This is a genomic window from Novosphingobium sediminicola, assembly GCF_014196525.1.
GTDB lineage: Bacteria > Pseudomonadota > Alphaproteobacteria > Sphingomonadales > Sphingomonadaceae > Novosphingobium > Novosphingobium sediminicola.
Map to the genome: position 1 here is coordinate 46,028 of NZ_JACIDX010000008.1, position 19,385 is coordinate 65,412.

At 63.7% G+C, this 19,385-nt stretch carries 12 protein-coding genes; 8 read left to right on the forward strand and 4 right to left on the reverse strand.

All coding sequences use genetic code 11. The features are described from left to right. Nucleotides 1-41: 41 nt before the first annotated feature. The 5 genes from GGR38_RS11305 to GGR38_RS11325 are packed head-to-tail and all read left to right on the forward strand — an operon-like array spanning nt 42 to nt 10,087. Nucleotides 42-1,298 carry an efflux RND transporter periplasmic adaptor subunit gene (locus GGR38_RS11305; protein ID WP_246404512.1) on the forward strand — a complete coding sequence of 419 codons (1,257 nt, stop codon included), beginning with the start codon at nt 42-44 and terminating at the stop codon, nt 1,296-1,298. Further along, a complete protein-coding gene (locus GGR38_RS11310; protein WP_183625573.1) occupies nt 1,295-4,435 on the forward strand; it encodes an efflux RND transporter permease subunit in 3,141 nt (1,046 codons plus the stop codon). The genes GGR38_RS11305 and GGR38_RS11310 overlap by 4 nt, the downstream gene beginning before the upstream one ends. Beyond that, entirely contained in the window at nt 4,432-7,635 is a 3,204-nt protein-coding gene (locus GGR38_RS11315; RefSeq protein WP_183625575.1) for an efflux RND transporter permease subunit, read from the forward strand. Before GGR38_RS11310 ends, GGR38_RS11315 begins: the two co-directional genes overlap by 4 nt. 1 nt (nt 7,636) lies before the next feature. Continuing rightward, nucleotides 7,637-9,085 (forward strand): efflux transporter outer membrane subunit, encoded by a 1,449-nt coding sequence (locus tag GGR38_RS11320; RefSeq protein ID WP_246404515.1) that lies wholly within the window; start codon nt 7,637-7,639, stop codon nt 9,083-9,085. A 21-nt stretch (nt 9,086-9,106) separates the two neighbouring features. Next, entirely contained in the window at nt 9,107-10,087 is a 981-nt protein-coding gene (locus GGR38_RS11325) for a polysaccharide deacetylase family protein (protein ID WP_183625580.1), read from the forward strand. A gap of 39 nt (nt 10,088-10,126) precedes the next feature. Here the strand turns inward: GGR38_RS11325 and GGR38_RS11330 are convergent, their stop codons facing one another. The 4 genes from GGR38_RS11330 to GGR38_RS11345 are packed head-to-tail and all read right to left on the reverse strand — an operon-like array spanning nt 10,127 to nt 15,674. Next, nucleotides 10,127-10,426: a polyhydroxyalkanoic acid system family protein gene (locus GGR38_RS11330; RefSeq protein WP_183625582.1), complete on the reverse strand. Its 300-nt coding sequence runs from the start codon at nt 10,424-10,426 to the stop codon at nt 10,127-10,129. Next, nucleotides 10,426-12,216: an acyl-CoA dehydrogenase C-terminal domain-containing protein gene (locus GGR38_RS11335; protein WP_183625584.1), complete on the reverse strand. Its 1,791-nt coding sequence runs from the start codon at nt 12,214-12,216 to the stop codon at nt 10,426-10,428. Before GGR38_RS11335 ends, GGR38_RS11330 begins: the two co-directional genes overlap by 1 nt. Nucleotides 12,217-12,240: 24 nt before the next feature. Then, a complete protein-coding gene (locus tag GGR38_RS11340) occupies nt 12,241-14,553 on the reverse strand; it encodes a 3-hydroxyacyl-CoA dehydrogenase/enoyl-CoA hydratase family protein (RefSeq protein ID WP_183625586.1) in 2,313 nt (770 codons plus the stop codon). Continuing rightward, nucleotides 14,553-15,674, reverse strand: a complete 1,122-nt coding sequence (locus GGR38_RS11345; RefSeq protein WP_183625588.1) for a thiolase family protein — start codon at nt 15,672-15,674, stop codon at nt 14,553-14,555. Before GGR38_RS11345 ends, GGR38_RS11340 begins: the two co-directional genes overlap by 1 nt. Nucleotides 15,675-15,899: 225 nt before the next feature. Between GGR38_RS11345 and GGR38_RS11350 the strand changes: the two genes are divergently transcribed. From GGR38_RS11350 to GGR38_RS11360, 3 genes are read left to right on the forward strand one after another with little or no spacing between them, the layout of a single operon-like run. Beyond that, nucleotides 15,900-16,304 carry a DUF2147 domain-containing protein gene (locus tag GGR38_RS11350; RefSeq protein ID WP_183625590.1) on the forward strand — a complete coding sequence of 135 codons (405 nt, stop codon included), beginning with the start codon at nt 15,900-15,902 and terminating at the stop codon, nt 16,302-16,304. Between the two features lie 31 nt (nt 16,305-16,335). Beyond that, complete coding sequence (locus tag GGR38_RS11355) at nt 16,336-17,637, forward strand: OmpP1/FadL family transporter (RefSeq protein ID WP_183625592.1); 1,302 nt, start codon at nt 16,336-16,338, stop codon at nt 17,635-17,637. 37 nt (nt 17,638-17,674) lie between these two features. After that, the gene (locus tag GGR38_RS11360) at nt 17,675-19,339 is read left to right on the forward strand and encodes a long-chain-fatty-acid--CoA ligase (protein ID WP_246404523.1); all 1,665 of its coding nucleotides are present in this window, start codon (nt 17,675-17,677) and stop codon (nt 19,337-19,339) included. The last annotated feature ends 46 nt before the right edge of the window (nt 19,340-19,385 follow it).

Below are 19,385 nucleotides of genomic sequence, written 5' to 3' on the forward strand. Positions count from 1 at the left end.
TGTAACCGATGGGCAAGCTGTGGATCGCTTGCCGCGTTCTGATGTCCTTTGAAACACCGGTCTTGCCGCCGATGGAGTATGCCACCATGTCCGACACCGCGCCCTATTATGAAGATGATCGGCCCCGCCGCAAACCCTGGCTGGCCTATGCGCTGGTGGTGATCGGGCTGGTGGCGGTGGCGCTGATCGGCAAATGGTTTGCAGGCGCCGGGGCGCAAAAGAATGCGCGCTCCGGGCGGCCTGCGGCGGCGGTTTCGGCGGTGCCGGTGGGTCTTGGCGATATGCCGGTCGAGGTTAACGCGATCGGCACGGTGACGCCCATTGATTCGGCCGCCGTGCGCAGCCAGCTTTCGGGCACGGTTTTCGCCATCCTGTTCAAGGAAGGCCAGCAGGTGCATGAAGGACAGGTCATCGCCCAGATCGACCCGCGCCCCTATCGCCTCAGCCTCGCGCAGGCCGAGGGCACGATGGCCAAGGATATGGCGCAGTTGAACGCGGCCAAGCTTGATCTCAAGCGCTATGAGACGCTGGCCTCGCAGGATTCGGTGGCGCGGCAAACGCTTGACACCCAGCGCGCCACGGTGGGCCAGTTGGAAGGCACGGTGGCCGCCGACCGCGCCTCGGTGGGCACGGCCAAGCTCAATCTGCAATATACCGCGGTCAAGGCGCCTTTCTCGGGCCGCATCGGCCTGCGTCAGGTCAGTGTTGGCGCCTATGTCACGCCTTCGGACACGGCGGGCATTGCCACGATCACGCGCACCGATCCCATCGATGTCGCCTTTACCGTGCCGCAGGGGCAATTGAACGCGATTGCCGCCAAGGGATCCGGCCTGCCTGTCATCGCCTATGATCAGGACGGCAAGAGCGAGCTGGCCAAGGGCACATTCTCGACCTTTGACAATCAGATCGACACCACCACCGGCACGGTCAAGGCCAAGGCGCGCTTTGCCAATCCGGCGGCGGCGCGTGCCTTGTTCCCCAATCAGTTTGTGAACGTAAAGATGCTGGTCGATACGCTGCATCAGATGCCGGTGGTGCCGGTTTCGGCGCTGCGTCACGGCGCGCCGGGCGATTTCGTCTTCGTGGTGCAGCCTGACAAGAAGGTGAAGCTGACCGTGGTCAAGGTTGGCCCCAGCGATGGCAGGAACACCGCCGTCCTGTCGGGCCTGAACAAGGGTCAGATGGTTGTGGCCGAGGGCGCGGACGGGCTTGATGATGGCTCGACGGTCCGTCTGGCCGGATCGGGCGGCCCCGGCGGCGCGGGCGAACACAAGGGCAAGCGCAAGGCAGCCCAATGAGCGCGCCCGTGGAAACAGGCCCGGACGCGGTTCCGGGCGAGAAGGTGACAGGCGGCCCCTCGCGGCCCTTCATCCTGCGCCCTGTGGCCACCACGCTGATGATGATCGCGCTCTTGCTGGCCGGTTTCATCGCGTGGAAGCAATTGCCGCTCTCGGCGCTGCCGCAGGTGGATTATCCCACAATTCAGGTGCGCACACTCTATCCCGGCGCCAGCCCCGATGTCATGGCGCTGACCGTCACCAGCCCGCTTGAGCGCCAGTTCGGCCAGATGCCGGGCCTGACGCGCATGACCTCGAATTCATCGGGCGGGGCCTCGGTCATCACGCTGCAATTTGATCTGGGCATGGCGCTCGATGTGGCCGAGCAACAGGTACAAGCCGCGATCAATGCCGCCAACAGCCTGCTGCCGTCCGACCTGCCCGCGCCGCCGGTCTATGCCAAGGTGAACCCTGCCGACGCGCCGGTCATCACGCTGGGCGTATCGTCGAAAACCCGTCCGCTGGGCGAGGTGCAAGGGATTGTCGAGCGGCAGTTTTCGAACAAGATCGCGCAGGTTTCGGGCGTTGGTCTGGTCAGCCTGTCGGGCGGACAGCGCCCCGCCGTGCGCATCATCGCCAATGTTCAGGCGCTGGCCACGCGAGGGCTGAGCCTCGAAAGCATCCGCAGCGCGATTTCCAATGCCAATGTCAACATGGCCAAGGGCAGCTTTGACGGGATCACCAAGAGCTGGACCATCGACGCCAATGACCAGTTGGGCAGCGCCAAGGATTACACCAATCTGGTCATCACCTATGCCAATGGCGCGCCGATCCGCCTGTCCGATGTGGCCAGCGTGGAATCCGGCGTCGAAAACACCCGCACCGCCAGTTGGATGAACAAGCAGAGCGCGGTCATCATCGACGTTCAGCGCCAGCCCGGCGCCAATGTCATCGCCACGGTCGATGCCATCAAGGCCGCCCTGCCCGACCTCACCGCGCAATTGCCCGGAGACGTCAAGGTCAACATCCTGACCGACCGCACCGAGGGCATCCGCGCCAGCGTCGAGGATGTGCAGTTCGAACTGGTGCTGGCCGTGGGCCTCGTTGTGCTGGTGATCTTCCTGTTTCTGGGCAGCATCCGCGCGACGATGGTGGCGGCGATTTCGGTGCCTCTGTCGCTGGTCGGGGCCTTTGCCGCCATGTGGGCGCTGGGCTTTTCGATCAACAATCTGACGCTGATGGCGTTGACCATCGCCAGCGGTTTTGTGGTCGATGATGCCATCGTGGTGATCGAGAACATCGCCCGATACGTCGAGGAGGGGATGAAGCCGTTTGACGCCGCGCTCAAAGGCGCCAGCGAGATCGGTTTCACCATCATCAGCCTGACCGTCAGCCTGATTGCCGTGTTGATCCCGCTGCTCTTCATGGGCGATGTGGTGGGGCGGCTGTTCCGCGAATTTGCCATCAGCCTTGCCGTCACTATCGCGCTTTCGGCCCTTGTGGCGCTGACCGCCGTGCCGATGCTGGCCGCGCGCTGGTTGAGGCCGGAGCATGAGGAGCGGCGCTTTGCCATCGTGGACAAGGCGATGCATCAGTTTGATCGCCTCGCCGCCGCTTATGCAAGCGCTTTGGGCTGGGTGATGAAGCGGTCAGGCCTGACCATGCTGGTCTTTGCCGGTTCGCTGGTGGTGACGGCGGCGCTGTTCTGGGCGATCCCGAAAAACCTGTTTCCCACGCAAGACACCGGGCAAATCCGCGCCACGCTGGTGGCCGCACAGGACATCAGCTTCACCCGCATGGCTCATCTGCAACAGCAGGTGGCGGCCAAAATGCTGGAAGATCCGGGCGTGGAATCGCTTTCCTCCAGCGTGGGCGTGGATGGGACGAACACCACCGTCAATCAGGGGCGGATGGTCATCAACCTCAAACCCATCAACGCGCGCGAGGATCAGGAGGCGATCATGACCCGCCTGCGTGAGAGCGCGGCGGGCGTGCCGGGGGTCCAGCTTTATTTCCAGCCGGTGCAGGATCTGACCATCGACACCGAAACGGGCCTGACGCCGTATCGCTTCGCCCTGCATGGCGCGGATCAGGATACGGTCAACACATGGGGGCAAAAGCTGGCGAAGGCGCTTAAGTCCGAGTCCTCGCTGCGCGATGTCAACGCCCCCGCGCTGGGGCAGGGGCGCAGCGTGATCGTGGATGTGAACCGCGATGCGGCGGCGCGTCTGGGCCTCTCGGTGCTCAGCGTCGACAATGCGCTCTATGATGCCTTTGGCCAGCGGATCATCTCGACCATCTATACCCAATCGAGCCAGAACCGCGTGATCCTCTCGGCCAGCCCGCAGATGCTGTCCGATCCGCAAAGCCTGCAACAGCTCTATATCCCGCTGTCCTCTGGCACGCAGGTGCCGCTGGGCACCATCGCCACGATCCGCGAGGGCACCAGCCCGCTGGTTCTGGCGCGCGAGGGGCAATTCCCCTCGGCCACCATCGGTTTCGATGTGACGCCGGGCGTGTCGCTGGGCCATGCCGTCAGCAGCATCGAACAGGCGGCCAAGGATCTGGGCATGCCCTCATCCCTGACGATGGATTTCTCCGGCTCGGCCTCGGCATTTCGTTCGGCTTTGTCGAACGAGCTGGTGCTGGTGCTGGCCGCGATCATCACGGTGTATATCGTGCTGGGCGTGCTGTATGAAAGCTTCATCCATCCCGTCACGATCCTTTCCACCCTGCCCTCGGCGGGGGTGGGGGCGCTGATCGCGCTGGCGCTGACGTCTTATGGGTTGGGGGTGATCGGGATCATCGGCATCGTGCTGCTGATCGGCATTGTGAAGAAAAACGCGATCATGATGATCGACTTTGCCATTGCCGCCATGCGCGAGGAAGGGATGGAGGCAGGCGAAGCGATCCGCCGCGCCGCCCATCTGCGCTTCCGCCCGATCATGATGACCACCTTTGCCGCGCTGTTTGCCGCGATCCCGATGATCTTTGGTTCGGGCATGGGGCATGAATTGCGGCAACCGCTGGGCCTGTCCATCGCGGGGGGCCTGATCCTGTCTCAGGTGCTCACGCTGTTCACCACGCCGGTGATCTTCCTCGCCTTTGAAAACTGGCGCGCGCGCCGTCAGGCCCGCCATGTGGAGCAGGCGGCGTGAATATCTCCGCCCCCTTCATCCGCCGTCCGGTCGGCACGATATTGCTCACCATCGGGGTGGCGCTGGCGGGCATTGCGGCGTTTTTTCAGCTTCCCGTGGCGCCCCTGCCCCGCGTCGATATTCCCACCGTCATGGTGCAGGCCAGCCTGCCCGGCGCCAGCCCCTCGACCATGGCCAGCACCGTGGCCAGCCCGCTGGAGCGCCGCCTCGGCACGATTGCGGGTGTGACCGAGATGACCTCGCGCTCCTCGCTCGGCTCGTCTCAGGTGGTGCTGCAATTCGATCTGTCGCGCAATATTGATGGCGCGGCCCGCGATGTTCAGGCCGCGATTGCCGCCGCCCGCGCCGATCTGCCCAGCACGCTCAAAACCAACCCGACCTATCGCAAGATGAACCCGGCCGATGCGCCGATCCTGATCCTTGCCCTGACCAGCCCGACCCGCACGCCCGAACAGATCTATGATGCGGTGTCGAACATCGTGCAGCAAAAGCTGTTGCAGGTGGACGGGGTGGGCAATGTCGAACTGGGCGGCGCGGCCCTGCCCGGCGTGCGGATCGAGATCAACCCGATGCAATTGGCCCGCGCCGGGATCGCGCTGGAGGATGTGCGCACCGCGCTGCAATCGGCCAGTGCCAATCGGCCCAGAGGCGTGCTGGAGGGGATCGATATTTCCAAGGGCGGATTGTCCTGGCAGATTTTCTCCAATGCCGCCGCGCTGAAGGCCGCCGATTTCGCCCCGATGGTGATCGCATGGCGCAACAATGCGCCGGTGCGCCTGTCCGACATTGCCCGCGTGGTCGATGGGCCGGAAGAATTGCACACGATGGGCCTGTTTAACGGCAAGAAGTCGGTGCCGATCATCATCACCCGCCAGCCTGACGCCAATATCGTCCAGACGGTCGACGCGCTGCGCGCGCAGGTGCCGGGGCTGCAAGCCTTGCTGCCCGCCGACATCAAGCTCAACATCGCCACCGACCGCACGATCACCATCCGCTCATCGCTGCATGAGGTGGAGATTGCGCTGCTCGTCTCCACGCTGCTGGTGGTGATCGTGGTCAGCGTGTTTCTGCAAAGCTGGCGCGCGACGCTGATCCCGGCGGCGGCGGTGATCGTCTCGCTGCTGGGCACGCTGGGGGTGATGTATATGTCGGGCTTTCTGCTCGACAATCTTTCTCTGATGGCGCTGACTGTGGCGACCGGCTTTGTGGTCGATGACGCGATTGTGGTGGTCGAAAACATCGCCCGCCATGTCGAGGAAGGGATGCCCCCCTTTCCCGCAGCCCTGCGCGGCGCGCGCGAGGTGGGCTTCACCGTGCTGTCCATTTCGCTGTCCCTTGTCGCGGTCTTTGTGCCGCTGATCTTCATGGGCGGGGTGATGGGGCGACTGATGCGCGAATTTGCGCTGACCATGACGGCGGCGGTGGGCATCAGCCTGATCGCCAGCCTGACGGTCACACCGATGCTGGCCAGCCGAGCGCTGGTCGCGCCGGGGGTGGAAAAGGACAATGCCCTGTTCCGCACCTCGCGCCGGTTTTTCGATGGGCTCCATGCGCGTTATGCGCGGCGGCTGGATTGGGCGCTGAACCATCGCGGGCCGGTGCTGCTGCTGCTGCTGGGCGCGGTGATTTTGAACGTGTTTCTGATCGTGGTCGCGCCCAAGGGATTGCTGCCGCAACAGGATACGGGCGCAATGACGGGCGGCCTGCGCGTTGACCAGTCCATGTCCTTTACCGCCACCGCCGACAAGCTGACTCAGGCGGCCAATATCATCCGCGCCGATCCGGCGGTCGCCACGCTGGTGGCCTTTACCGGGGGCGGGCGCGCGGGTTCGGGCTTTATGTTCGTCAACCTGAAACCGCGCGGAGAGCGCCCGCCGATCAATGACGTGATCGCCCGCCTGCGCCCCAAACTGGCGCGGGTGCGCGGGGTCAGCGTGTTTCTCAACCCGGTGCAGGATCTGCAGGCGGGCGGGCGACAGACCAGTGCGACCTATCAATATGTCCTCCACGCCGAAAGCGCGCAGATGCTGCGCGAGGCGGGCGAGAAACTGGTCAAAGCCCTCAAGGCCCAGCCGCAGGCGATCACCGATGTGGATATTGACCAACAGGACGCGGGCGCAAGCGCCTTTGTCACCGTCGATCGCAACCGCGCCGCCAGCCTTGGCATCACGATGAACACCATCGACCAGACGCTCTATGACGCCTTTGGCCAGCGGCAGGTCGCCTCGATCTATCAAGGGCTGAACCAGTATCATGTGGTGATGGAGGCCGATCCGACCTATTCCGGCAAGCCGGAAGCGCTGGGCAACCTCTATCTGCCGGTAGGGGGCACCCTGTCCTCGTCCACCACGGCCACCAACGCCAATGCCTCGCTGGGCAACAATGCGGCCAAGGGCAGCGCGGTGAGCGCGACTGCCACCACCCAGATCCCGCTCTCCACCGTGGCAGCATGGTCCAACGCATCGACCGCAGCCAGCGTCAGCCATACCGATGGCGAGCCTTCGGCAACGATCTCGTTCAACCTGCCGCCGGGCCTCTCGCTGGGCCAGGCCGCGCAGACCATCGCCAAGACGCAGGCCGATCTGGCGCTGCCCGCCGGCGTCCATGGCGATTTCGGCGGCACGGCCAAAGTGTTTCAGCAATCGACCAGTTCGATGCCGATGCTGATCGTGGCCGCGATCGTCACGATCTATATCGTGCTGGGCATTCTGTATGAAAGTGCGATCCACCCGCTCACGGTGCTCTCCACCCTGCCCTCGGCGGGCGTGGGCGCGATCTTTGCGCTGATTGTGACGGGGGGGCAGTTCGACATTATCGCGCTGATCGGGGTCGTGCTGCTGATCGGCATTGTGAAGAAGAACGCGATTCTGATCATCGACTTTGCCATCGAATCGGAACGCTCACGCGGGCTCTCCTCGTTTGAGGCGATCCGCGAGGCCAGCCTGCTGCGTTTCCGCCCGATCCTGATGACCACGCTGGCCGCCGCGCTGGGGGCCTTGCCGCTGGCCATCGGTTTTGGCGACGGCGCCGAACTGCGCCGCCCGCTGGGCATTGCCATCGTGGGCGGGCTGATCGTCAGCCAGATGCTGACGCTGCTGACGACGCCTGTGGTCTATCTGGCGGTGGACAAATGGCGCCGCCGCTCTCCCCATGAACATCTGCTGGCCCGTCATGGTGACGCAGAACCTCTGGAAGCCTGATATGATGAAGCGCACCCTTTTTGCCCTTACCACAGCGCTGGCCCTGTCGGGATGCAGCATGGCCCCCAAGTATCATGTACCCGCCAGCGTGGCGCCCGCCGCCGCGTTTAAGGGCGATGCCGGATGGACGCCCGCCATGCCCGCCGACGATGTGGCCAAGGGGCAATGGTGGAAGCTGTTTGGCGATCCCGTGCTGGACGCGCTGGAGGAAAAGGTGGAGGTGACCAACCAGAACGTCGCCTATTACCGCGCCGCCTATGCGCAGGCCGAGGCGGTGGTGCGGGCAAACCGCGCCGCGCTCTTCCCCACCATCAGCGCCAGCGCCAGCGACACGCGCAGCGGCACATTCGCCGCCAACAGCACCGGCACCACCACAGGGTCCGGCGGCAGCGTGACGCGCACCGGCACCACCATTTCGGCCACCGGCAGCGCCAGCTGGACCCCCGACATCTGGGGCAAGCTGGCCGATACCACGCGCCAGTCCAAGGCGCAGGCGCAAGCCTCGGCCGCCACGCTGGCCAATGCCACGCTCTCGGCGCGCGGCACGCTGGCCACCAATTATTTCCAGTTGCGCGGGATCGACGCGCAAAAGGCGATGCTGACCGACAGTGTGGCCGCCTATCGCCGCTCGCTGGAGGTGACGCGCAATAAGCTGAGCGCAGGCACGATCAGCGAGGCCGACGTGCAAAGCGCACAGGCCACGCTGTCCAATGCCGAGGCGAATTTGCGCGATCTGGAGCGGCAGCGCGCATCCTATGAAAATGCCATCGCAGTGCTGGTGGGCGAAAATCCTTCGACTTTCCGTCTGGCCCCGGCAGCGTGGAACCCGGCGCTGCCATCGGTGCCGGGCGTGATGCCGGGCGACATTCTGCAACGCCGCCCCGATATCGCCAATGCCGAAAGATCGGTGGCCGCCGCCAATTCGGCCATCGGCATTCAGCGCTCGGCCTTCTTCCCCTCGATCACGCTGTCCGGATCGGTCGGGTCCAATTCCACCACGATGACCAACCTGTTCAGCGCGGCCACCTCGCTCTGGTCTTTGGGGGCGAGCGCGGCCGAAACGCTGATCGATTTTGGCGCGCGTTCGGCCAAGGTGGCGCAGGCCCGCGCGGCCTATAATGCGGCCGTGGCCACCTATCGCCAAAGCGTGCTGAATGCATTTCAGGAGGTGGAAACCAACCTGTCCTCCGTCTCGGCCTATCGCGCCGAGGCGCCCCATTATGCCGCCGCCAATGCCGCCGCAGCGCGGGCCGAAACCATCATCCGCAACCAGTATCAGGCCGGCACCGTCGATTTCACCAGCGTGTCATCCGCACAATCCACAGCCTATTCGGCGCGTGTTAATCTGATACAGAATACCGTCAATCAGCAGACCGCCGCCGTAGCCCTGATACAGGCCATCGGCGGCGAATGGCGGGACGGTGTGGAGTTGCACCCTGCCGTCAAATGATGGAACGGGGGAATATTGGACATGCGTGGAGTTTGGGGCGCGGTGGCAGCACTGGCGCTGATGGCGGGCGGCACGCCGGTTTTGGCGCAACCTTTGGCCCCGCCGCCTGCGCAAATGGGCAAGGTTGCGCTGACCTTTGACGATTTGCCCGGATTGAGCCTGTTCAACGATCAGGCATGGCTGGATTACATCAACCGAACCTTGCTGCGCGGGCTGCGGCGCAACCATATGCCCGCCATCGGCTTCGTCAACGAATCGAAGCTGGACGAGGCCGTGCGCGCGCGCCAGATCACCAATCTGAAACTGTGGCTGGATGCGGGCAAGGATCTGGGCAACCACACGTTCAGCCATGAATCGCCCAATGATCTGGGCGCGGCGGGCTATATCGCCGATATTGCCAAGGGCGAGCCGGTGACGCGCGAATTGCTGGCCGCGCGGGGCAAGAAGCTGGACTGGTTCCGCCATCCCTATCTGGAAACCGGCGCGCCCGAGGCGGTCAAGCATGCGATCAACGCATGGCTGGGCCAGCATGGCTATCGCATCGCGCCGGTCACGATCGACGCCGATGACTGGATGTTTGCCGAACCCTATGAGGATGCGCTGGCCCGCCATGACGAGGCGCGGCGGCTGCGGGTGCGCAAACAGTATCTCGATTATACCGAGCGCGCGATCAGTTGGTATCAAAAGGCCTCGGACGCGCTGTTCGGGCGTCAGATCGCCTTTGTCATGCTGCTCCACGATACGCGGCTCAATGCCGACAGCATCGACGAACTTTCCGCGATCCTGAAGCGGCGGCGGCTCAAACCCGTCACGATTGAGGCGGCGATGAGCGATCCGGCCTATAAGACCCGCGATCCCTATGTCGGCAAAGACGGGATCGAGTGGATGGAGCGCTGGTCCTATACGCTGAAAAAGGGCCTGCCATGGACGAGCTGGCAGGATGCGCCCAAGCAGATCGAGGACGAATACGAGCGCCTCGAAAACGACCAGCACAAGAATTGAGAAAAAGGGCGGCGGCGCGAAAACCGCCGCCCTTTTTCATCAGGGTTTATCGAGCATCTTGCCCGCGCTGAGTTTCACGAATTCGGCCACCTGACCCTGCATCATCCGCATCAGGGCGGGCACCTCAAGGCTGCCGCTCAACCGGTCCTCCTCGATGGTCAGCGACACCGGAATGCGCGAGCCGAGCGCGGTGATCGTCATGTTCAGCACATAATCGCCCGCCCATTCCGAGGCGAGGCTGCCCCCGCCCGGAATATGCGCCGCCAATTTGGGCAGGCCCACCTCGATGCGGCGCTTGGCCTCGACCCGGCCAAGGCTGTGGGGAATCGCAATGTCCATCAGAATTCATCCTCACCAAAGGCCATCAGCGCGCCCTTGCCCGCCTTGATCGCCAGGAAATGGGTGGTTGCCTGCGGCAGGATCTTTTCAAAGAAGAAGGTCGCGGTCTTGATCTTGGTTTCGTAAAACGCCTTATCCTCGGTTCCGAAGAAAAGCTGCAAACCGGCGATCTTGGTGGATTTGGCAAAGCAATAGGCCATGCCGACAAGGCCTAGCAAGCGCAGATAATCGCTGGCCGCAGCCCCTGCTTCCTCGGCGTCCTTCATGCCCTTTTCGGCAATCGTCGCGGTGGAAAGCTGCAAAGCGCCAAAGGCCTTTTCCAGCCCCTCGATCATCTTGAGCATCGGGCCTTCACCCTTGTTCTCCTCGATAAAGGCCGAGACGGGGTGGAAGAAGCTGCGCAGATAGCGGCCCATATGCGCGCCCAGCTTGCGCCCGACCAGATCGAGCGCCTGAATGCCGTTGGTGCCTTCATAGATCATGGCGATACGCGCATCGCGCTGATACTGCTCGACCCCGCTTTCATGGATATAGCCATGACCGCCATAGACCTGCACCGCCAGACTGGCGCTGTCATGGCCCAGATCGGTGAACAGCGCCTTGACCACCGGCGTCATCAGCGCGACGAAATCCTCGGCCCGCTGGCGAACCTCGGGATCGGCGGCATGGCGTTCGGCATCCAGCCCCCGCGCCACCCAAGCACCAAGCGCCCGGCAACCCTCATTATAGGCCCGCATGGTCAGCAGATTCTTGCGCACATCGGGGTGAACGATGATCGGGTCCGCCGCCTTATCGGGATATTTCGCGCCCGAGAGCGAGCGCCCCTGCAGGCGATCCTTGGCATACCACACCGCCGACTGATAGGCCGCCTCGCCAATGCCCAGCCCCTGAATGCCCACGCCCACGCGCTCGGCATTCATCATCGTGAACATCGCCTCAAGGCCCCGATGCGGCTCGCCCACCAGCCAGCCGATCGCATCGTCAAACTGCATCTGGCATGTGGCGGACGCCTTGATGCCCATCTTGTGCTCGATCCCGCTGGCGCGCACGCCATTGCGCGCGCCCGGATTGCCGTCGGCGTCCGGCAGGAACTTGGGCACGAGGAACAGGCTGATCCCCTTCACCCCCTTGGGCGCATCGGGCAAACGCGCCAGCACCAGATGGATGATGTTGCTGGTCAGATCCTGCTCGCCCGCCGAGATGAAGATTTTCGAGCCGGTCAGCTTATAGCTGCCATCGCCCACCGGATCGGCCTTGGTGCGCAGCAGGCCCAGATCGGTCCCGCAATGCGGCTCGGTCAGGTTCATCGTGCCCGACCATTCGCCCGAAATCATCTTTGGCAAATAGGCCGCCTTCAACTCCTCGCTGGCATAGGCGTTGAGCGCCGTCACCGCACCCGCCGTCAGGCCCGGATAAAGGCTGAAGGAGACATTGGTGGCGCAGATCATTTCCTCGACCAGCTTGCCCACCGCCTCGGGCAGGCCCTGCCCGCCATATTCGACCGGCATCACCAATCCGCCCCAGCCGCTCTGCACGAACTGTTCATAGGCTTCCTTGAAGCCCTTGGGGGTGGTCACCACGCCGTTTTCATACCGGCACCCTTCGGCATCGCCCGAAAGGTTGATGGGCAGCAGCACGTCCTGACACAGCTTGGCCGCCTCTTCCAAAACGGCATCGGTCAAATCGGGAGTGAATTCCTCATGCACCGAAAGCCCGCCAAAGCCGTCATCCTGATGCAATTCATTCAGAACAAAGCGCATATCGCGCAGGGGTGCGGTATAGACCTGCATAAAACCTCTCCTGTTATACCGGCGTCAATTGCGCAGCGGCTTGCCGGTGGTCAGCATATGCTCCACCCGCGCCTGCGTACGGCTATCGCGCACCAGCGTCATGAATTCGCGCAGTTCCAGCGCCAATAGCTGCTCTTCGGTTACAGTATCGACCACATCGGCATCTCCCCCGGTCAGGACCGTCGCCAGTTTGTCGGCCACTACCTCGTCATAAGGCGTGGCAAGGCCCCGCGCGCGGAAGCCCTTGACCGCTAGTTCCAGCGCAGTCTTGCCGCTGGCGCCGGGCAAACGGAAGATGGGCGGCGCGGGCGGGGTGTAGCCCTCGACCATCGCCAGCGCTCGCGCCTTGGCGTCCGCCAGCAACCGGTCGCGGTTCATGGTGATGCCGTCGCTGGGGCGCAGATAGCCGATTTCCTTGGCATTGGCCGCCGATTTGGCCACCGTGGCGGTGGAAATCGTCTCGAACGCCTTGGCCACCGGCGGCATCGGCCCCTTGGGCGCCTTGGGGCTTTCCGCGGCGCGGACCATCAATTCGCCGCATCCGCCCCAGCCCGGGATCAACCCCACGCCGCATTCGACCAGACCGATATAGGTTTCGGCATGGGCCTGCACCGCATCGGCATTGAGGCAGATCTCGCACCCGCCCCCCAGCGCCATGCCAAAGGGCGCGGCCACCACCGGGAAGGGAGCATATTTCAGCGCCTTATAGGCCTTCTGCCCGCCCGCGACCAGCTTCTCCACCTCGCCCCATGCGGCAATGTTGATGGCAAAGATGGCAAGGCCAAGGTTCGCGCCCGCCGAGAAATTCGAGCCTTCATTATAAACCACCAGCGCCTTGTACTGCTCGGTCACCAGCGGGATCGCCTTCTCGATCAGCTTCATCACCTCGCCATCGAGCGCATTCATCTTGCCGGTGAATTCCAGCGCGACAACGCCATCGCCAATATCCCACAGCGCCGCCGAGGCGCTCTTGAGGATCGGTTTCGATGCTGCCTTGATGTCCTCCAGCAACAGTACGCCTTCGGGCCGGGCAATCGCATGATATTCGCCATCCGCGCCCAGATACTGGCGCTGGCCTTCCTCCACGCGGTAGAACGGGCGGCCCGCCGCCAATGTCAGGATCGCGGGAACCTCGCGCCCCTCGGCCTGCAAACGGGCGACGAAATCGGCGCCACCAATCCGGTCTATCAGCTCAAACGGGCCATATTTCCAATTATAGCCCAGCTTCATCGCCACATCGATGCTCAGGATATCATCGGACGCCTCGCCGATCAGTCCGGCGGCATAGGCAAGGCTAGGCCCCAGCACGGCCCAGGCATAGGCCCCCACCACGCCCGGCGCGGCAATCAGCGCGCGCAGGTCCTTCTGCGCCGCCGAAGGGATCGACACCGGCTTGGCCGCCTTGGTGTATTCCCCGGTGTTCAGGTTGATCGCTTCCTTGACCTTCCCGGCTTCCTTGTTGATCCGGTAAAAGCCGCCCTTGCCCTTGCGGCCGGTATAGCCATCGGCGATCATTTTCAGGATCAGCGGATGGTCATGGGCAATCGCCTGGTAAGGGTCGTTTGCGGGCAGAGTGCTGGTCAGGCTGGCCTTGAGATAGGGCATCAGATCAATGCCCACCAGATCGACAAGGCCAAAGATGCCCGTCTTGGGCACGCCCATCGGACGCCCGCCGATGGCATCGGCATCCTCGACGCTGACGCCCAGATCAAAGGCCGCATTGATCGCGGCTTGCAACCAATAGGTCCCCACGCGATTAGCGAGGAAACCGGGCGTGTCCTTGGCATGCACCACGCTCTTGCCCATGGCGCGGTCGGCAAAATCGGAGACGGCGGCCACCAGCGCGGGATCGCTCTTCGGCCCCGCCACAACCTCGAGCAGGCGCATATAGCGCGGCGGGTTGAAGAAATGGGTGATGAGGAAATCGCGGGCGAAAGCCTCGCTGCGCCCCTCGATCAGGCGGTCCAAGGGAATCGTCGAGGTGTTCGAGGAAATCGCCGTTCCGGGCCGCCGCACGCCTTCCAGCTTTTCATAAAGCGCGTGCTTCAGCTCGATCTTCTCGACAATCGCCTCGATCACCCAGTCGCATTCGGCAACCCGGCCCAGATCATCGTCAATATTGCCCGCCTCGACCAGCCGCGCCGCAGCCTTGCTCATGAAGGCAGCCGGTTCGGCCTTTTTCAGCCGCTCAATCGCGCCCGCCGCCACCGAATTGCGATCATTGGCATCCCGCACGATGTCCAGCAACAGCACCGGCACGCCCGCATTGGCCGCCTGCGCCGCGATGCCGGCGCCCATGGTTCCGGCGCCGATCACACAGAGTTTGTTGATAGCCATCAGATCGCCTCCAGAACCGTGGCGATCCCCTGCCCGCCGCCGATGCATTGCGTGGCCAGCGCATAGCGGCCCCCGGTGCGCTTGAGCAGACTGGCCGCCTTGCCCACGATGCGCGCGCCGGTCGCGCCCAGCGGGTGGCCAATGGCAATCGCGCCGCCGTCAATATTGACCTTGGCCACGTCCAGCCCCAATTCGCCGATGCAGGCAAGGCTCTGGCTGGCAAAGGCTTCATTGAGTTCGACCACATCGAGATCGGCAACCGAAATCCCCGCGCGGGCCAGCGCCTTGCGGCTGGATTCGACCGGCCCCATGCCCATGATTTCGGGCGCGCACCCGCTGATCGCCACCGATTTGATCCGCGCCAGAATGGGCAGGCCGTTGGCGACAGCATAATCCTCGCTGCACACCAGCACGGCGGCGGCGCCATCGGTCAGCGGGCTGGCGGTGCCCGCCGTCACGCTGCCGTTTGCGCTGAACGCAGGCTTGAGGCCCGCCAGAGCCTCGACCGTGGTGCCGGGGCGCGGGGTGCCGTCGGCATCGACGCCGCCCACAGGCACGATCTCATCGGAGAGCAGACCCGCCGCGATGGCCGCGCCCGCCTTGCGCTGGCTCTCCACGGCAAAGGCTTCCTGTGCCTCGCGGCTGATGCCGAATTTGGCCGCCACGTTTTCGGCCGTATCGCCCATGCCCAGATAGGCCGCGCTCTTCTTCGCCAGCGCCGGATTGGGCAGCGGGTTGAAACCCATCATCGGCACGCGGCTCATCGATTCCACGCCTGCGGCGATGAACACTTCGCCCGCGCCAAGCTGGATTTGGCCCGCCGCATAATGGATCGCGCTCATCGAGGAGCCGCAGAAACGGTTGACCGTCATGCCCCCCACCGAGAGCGGCAGATCGGCAATCAGGCCTATCAGGCGGGCAATGTTAAACCCCTGTTCGCCCTCGGGAAAAGCGCAGCCGACAATCAGATCTTCGAGGGCGGCGGCATCGACGCCCGTGCGTGCGATCAGACCGCGCACCACATCGGCGGCCAGATCGTCGGGCCGCACCCGCGCCAGCGCGCCCTTGCCCGCCAGATGGAAAGGAGAACGGGCATAGCCCGCAATCACCACGTTACGCATCGCACATCCTCTTTTTGTCGAATTATTGGCCGGGATTGTAGCACGGGAATCACGCCCCGCACCCTTCTGCTCTAATGGTGCCGAACTTTCCCTATACGTCAACCAATTTTTGAGGCATACACTGATTCGCCGCAAGGAACAGAGTGCAGCAAAGCACCTAAATGCCTGCGGCCCCGCGCCTTGGGGATCACCCCGATGCGCAGGTCAGGAGAAGGAGCCGAAAGGATGATTGCCCTGTTAGGGATATTGGCGGCCGCCGCCGCGCCATCCGCCCAGGATGCGCTGGGCCGGTGGCAGACCGAAACGAAGCATGGCGTGGTGGAAATTGCCGCCTGCGGCCCCTCGATCTGTGGGCGGCTGGTGGAATCGGATGCGCTGCGCACCAATCCGCAATTGCGCGACACCAAGAACAAGGACGCCGCCCAGCGCGACCGGATGCTCAAGGGCCTGACGATCCTTCAGGGGTTTCATGCCAAGGGCGGCGAATGGGCCGGCGGCACGATCTATAATGGCGACGATGGCGGGACCTATCAGGCCACGCTCAGCCTGATCGACCGCGACACGCTCAAGGTAAAAGGTTGCATCGTCTGGCCTTTGTGCAAGAGCCAGACTTGGAAGCGCTTGCGCTGACCGCAACAATCCCATCAAGGGGAGGCAATACATGACTTCGGTTCGCAAATTTTCTCGTGCTGCAAAAATTTCCGCGCTGCTGCTGGGCCTGATCCCGGCGCAGGCGATGGCCAGCGGTTTCTATATCGTCGAACAAAGCCCCAAGGCCACGGGCCGCGCCTATTCGGGCGAAGTGGCCGATACCGGCCCTGAATCCCTGTGGTGGAACCCGGCCGCGATTGCCGGGCAAAAGGGCCTCGCCATCCATGCCGGGGCCAGCGCGATCCTGCCCAGCGCCAAGATGACCAATGTGAACACGATTATCGTGCGTCCCGCACAATCGCCTGCGGGCGTGGGCGGCGATCAGATAAGCAGCAACCCCATTGAAAACGGCGTCGTGCCGACCGGGGCGATCTCCTATGGCCTGACCGACAAGGTCGCGCTGGGGCTGGCCATCACCGCGCCGTATAATTTCACCACCGATTACGCCACGACCAGCTGGGCGCGCTATTCAGCGCTGCGCACGTCGCTGCTGACCATCGACATCCAGCCCGGCATCGCCATTGAGGTACTGCCCGGCCTGCGCGTTGGGGCGGCCGCCAATATCGAATATGCCAAGGCGGAACTGGGCAATGCGCTGCCCAACCTCTCGCCGCTGCTGGCCGATGGGTCGCAGAAATTGTCGGGCAATGGCTGGGACATGGGCTGGTCGGCCGGTTTCCAGCTTCAGCGCGGCCCGGTCAGCATCGGCGCCAGCTACAAGTCCTCGGTCAAGCATACGCTCAATGGTTCGGTGACGGTGGCGGGCCTGCTGGGGCCGCTGGCGGCCAACAATGGCACGGTCAACACCTCGGCATCCTTCAGCACGCCGTGGCAGGCGATTTTCGGCATCCGCTATGCCGTGACCCCGGCCATCACGCTGAATGCACAGGCCACCGCCAGCGGATGGTCGAAGTTTGACGCGATCCGTCTGGCCGCGCCCTATAACACGGCGATCCCCGAAAATTACCGCGACAGCTGGAGCTATGCGGTGGGCGTGGACGTGGCTGTCTCGCCGCGCTGGACGCTGCGCAGCGGCGTGGCGCGCGACCTGACGCCGGTGCGCAGCACCGAGCGCGATGCGCGCGTGCCCGATACCAACCGCTGGGTCTTTGCCATGGGCGCCACGCATCAGATGTCGAAGCGCTTCGCGGTGGATGTCGGTGTCAATTATCTCTCGCTGGACAGCGGGGCGATCAACCGCACCACGGCGGCCTATGTCGGCACCGCCGCGCAGACGCCGATCCTGATGAACGGCACGGTCAATTCGGCCCATGTGTTCATCTTTGCGCTGGGCGGTCGATTTACCATCTGACGCATAAATAACTATAAAATAATGGAAAGGGCGAGCGATGATTGCAACGGATGATGCCAAGAGCTTTGAGCAGAAAGGGTGGATGCCGCAAGAACGGCTGATCACCGATCTGCTGGACAAGGCGGTCGAGCATCATGCCGAAAGGATCGCGCTCGACTTTCTGAGCCGCACATGGACCTATGGCGAGGTTGGGCGTCTGGCCGACCGGGCGGCGCGCGGGCTATATGCGCTGGGCCTGCGCAAGGGGGATCGCTTTGCGCTGTGCCTGCCGAACACGCCCTATTTCGTGGTGATGTATTTTGCCGCTCTGAAAATCGGGGCGGTGATCGTCAATCTGAACCCGATGTATACCCCGCGCGAGATGGATCACCTGATCCGCGATTCCGGCGCGCGGATGATCGCGGTGCCCGATGTGGCCAGCATCTATGCCAAGGTGCGCGAGGTTGGCCCGGCGGCGGGCATTGAAAAGATCGTGATGTGTCCGCTCGCCCCCATCCTGCCCACGCTGCAATCCTTGGGCTGGCGGGTGCTGAAACGGCGCGAACATGCGCGCTATTCCGAGGATGACCTGCATATCGGCTTCTTCCGCCTGATCGAGCGTAAGGCCGATTTGCCCGTCATCGAGCGCCATCCGCAGGATCTGGCCGTGCTGCAATATACCGGCGGCACCACCGGCACGCCCAAGGGCGCGATGCTCAGCCATGCCAATCTGACCGCCAATTCAGCGCAAATGCTGGCCCATCTGGGCCATGCGATGAGCGAGCAGGAGCGCGTGCTGGGCGTGTTGCCGATGTTCCATGTCTTTGCGCTGACCACGGTGCTGAACTTTTCCATCGAGATCGCCGCGGAAATCGTGCTGCTGGCCCGGTTTGACCTCAAACAGATGCTGGCCACGATCCGGCGCACAAAGCCCACCATCATGTTTGGCGTGCCCACGATCTGGGTGGCGATGAACAATGAGGTGGCGCCGGGCGAGGCGCCCGATCTGTCGCATCTGTCCGCCTGCGTTTCGGGCGGGGCGCCGCTGCCGCTGGATGTGCGGCAGGCGTTTGAGAAGCTGACCGGGGCGATCATCACCGAGGGCTATGGTCTGTCCGAGGCCAGCCCGATCATCACCTGCAATCCGATCAACGGGCGGATCAAGGACAACAGTTGCGGCCCGGCCTTTCCGGCCACGATCATCGAGATCCGCAACCCGGAAAGCGGCGAAATCCTGCCCACGGGCGAGCGCGGCGAGGTCTGCGCGCGCGGGCCGCAGGTGATGAAAGGCTATTGGAACCGGCCCGAGGACACCGAAAAGACCTTTGTCGAGGGCGCGCTGCGCACCGGCGACATCGGCTATCTGGATGACGAAGGCTATCTTTTCCTGGTCGACCGGATGAAGGATGTGATCCTGTGCGGGGGCTTCAACGTCTATCCCCGCGTGATCGAGGATGCCGCCTATCACCACCCGGCGGTGGAGGAAGCCATCGCCATCGGCATTCCCGACGCCTATCGCGGACAAAGCCCCAAGCTGTTCATCAAGCTGCACGCCGGGATGAGCGCCACGCCGCAGGAATTGCTGCATTTCCTTGGCGATTATCTCAACAAGATCGAGATTCCCAAGGAGGTCGAGATCCGCGACCATCTGCCGCGCACGCTGGTGGGCAAATTGTCGAAAAAGGAACTGGTGGAGGAGGAGCGCCGCAAGCGCGAAGGCTAGGCCATGCGCGGCTAGGCCTTCTGGCCCCTTGCGAAAAGCGCAACAT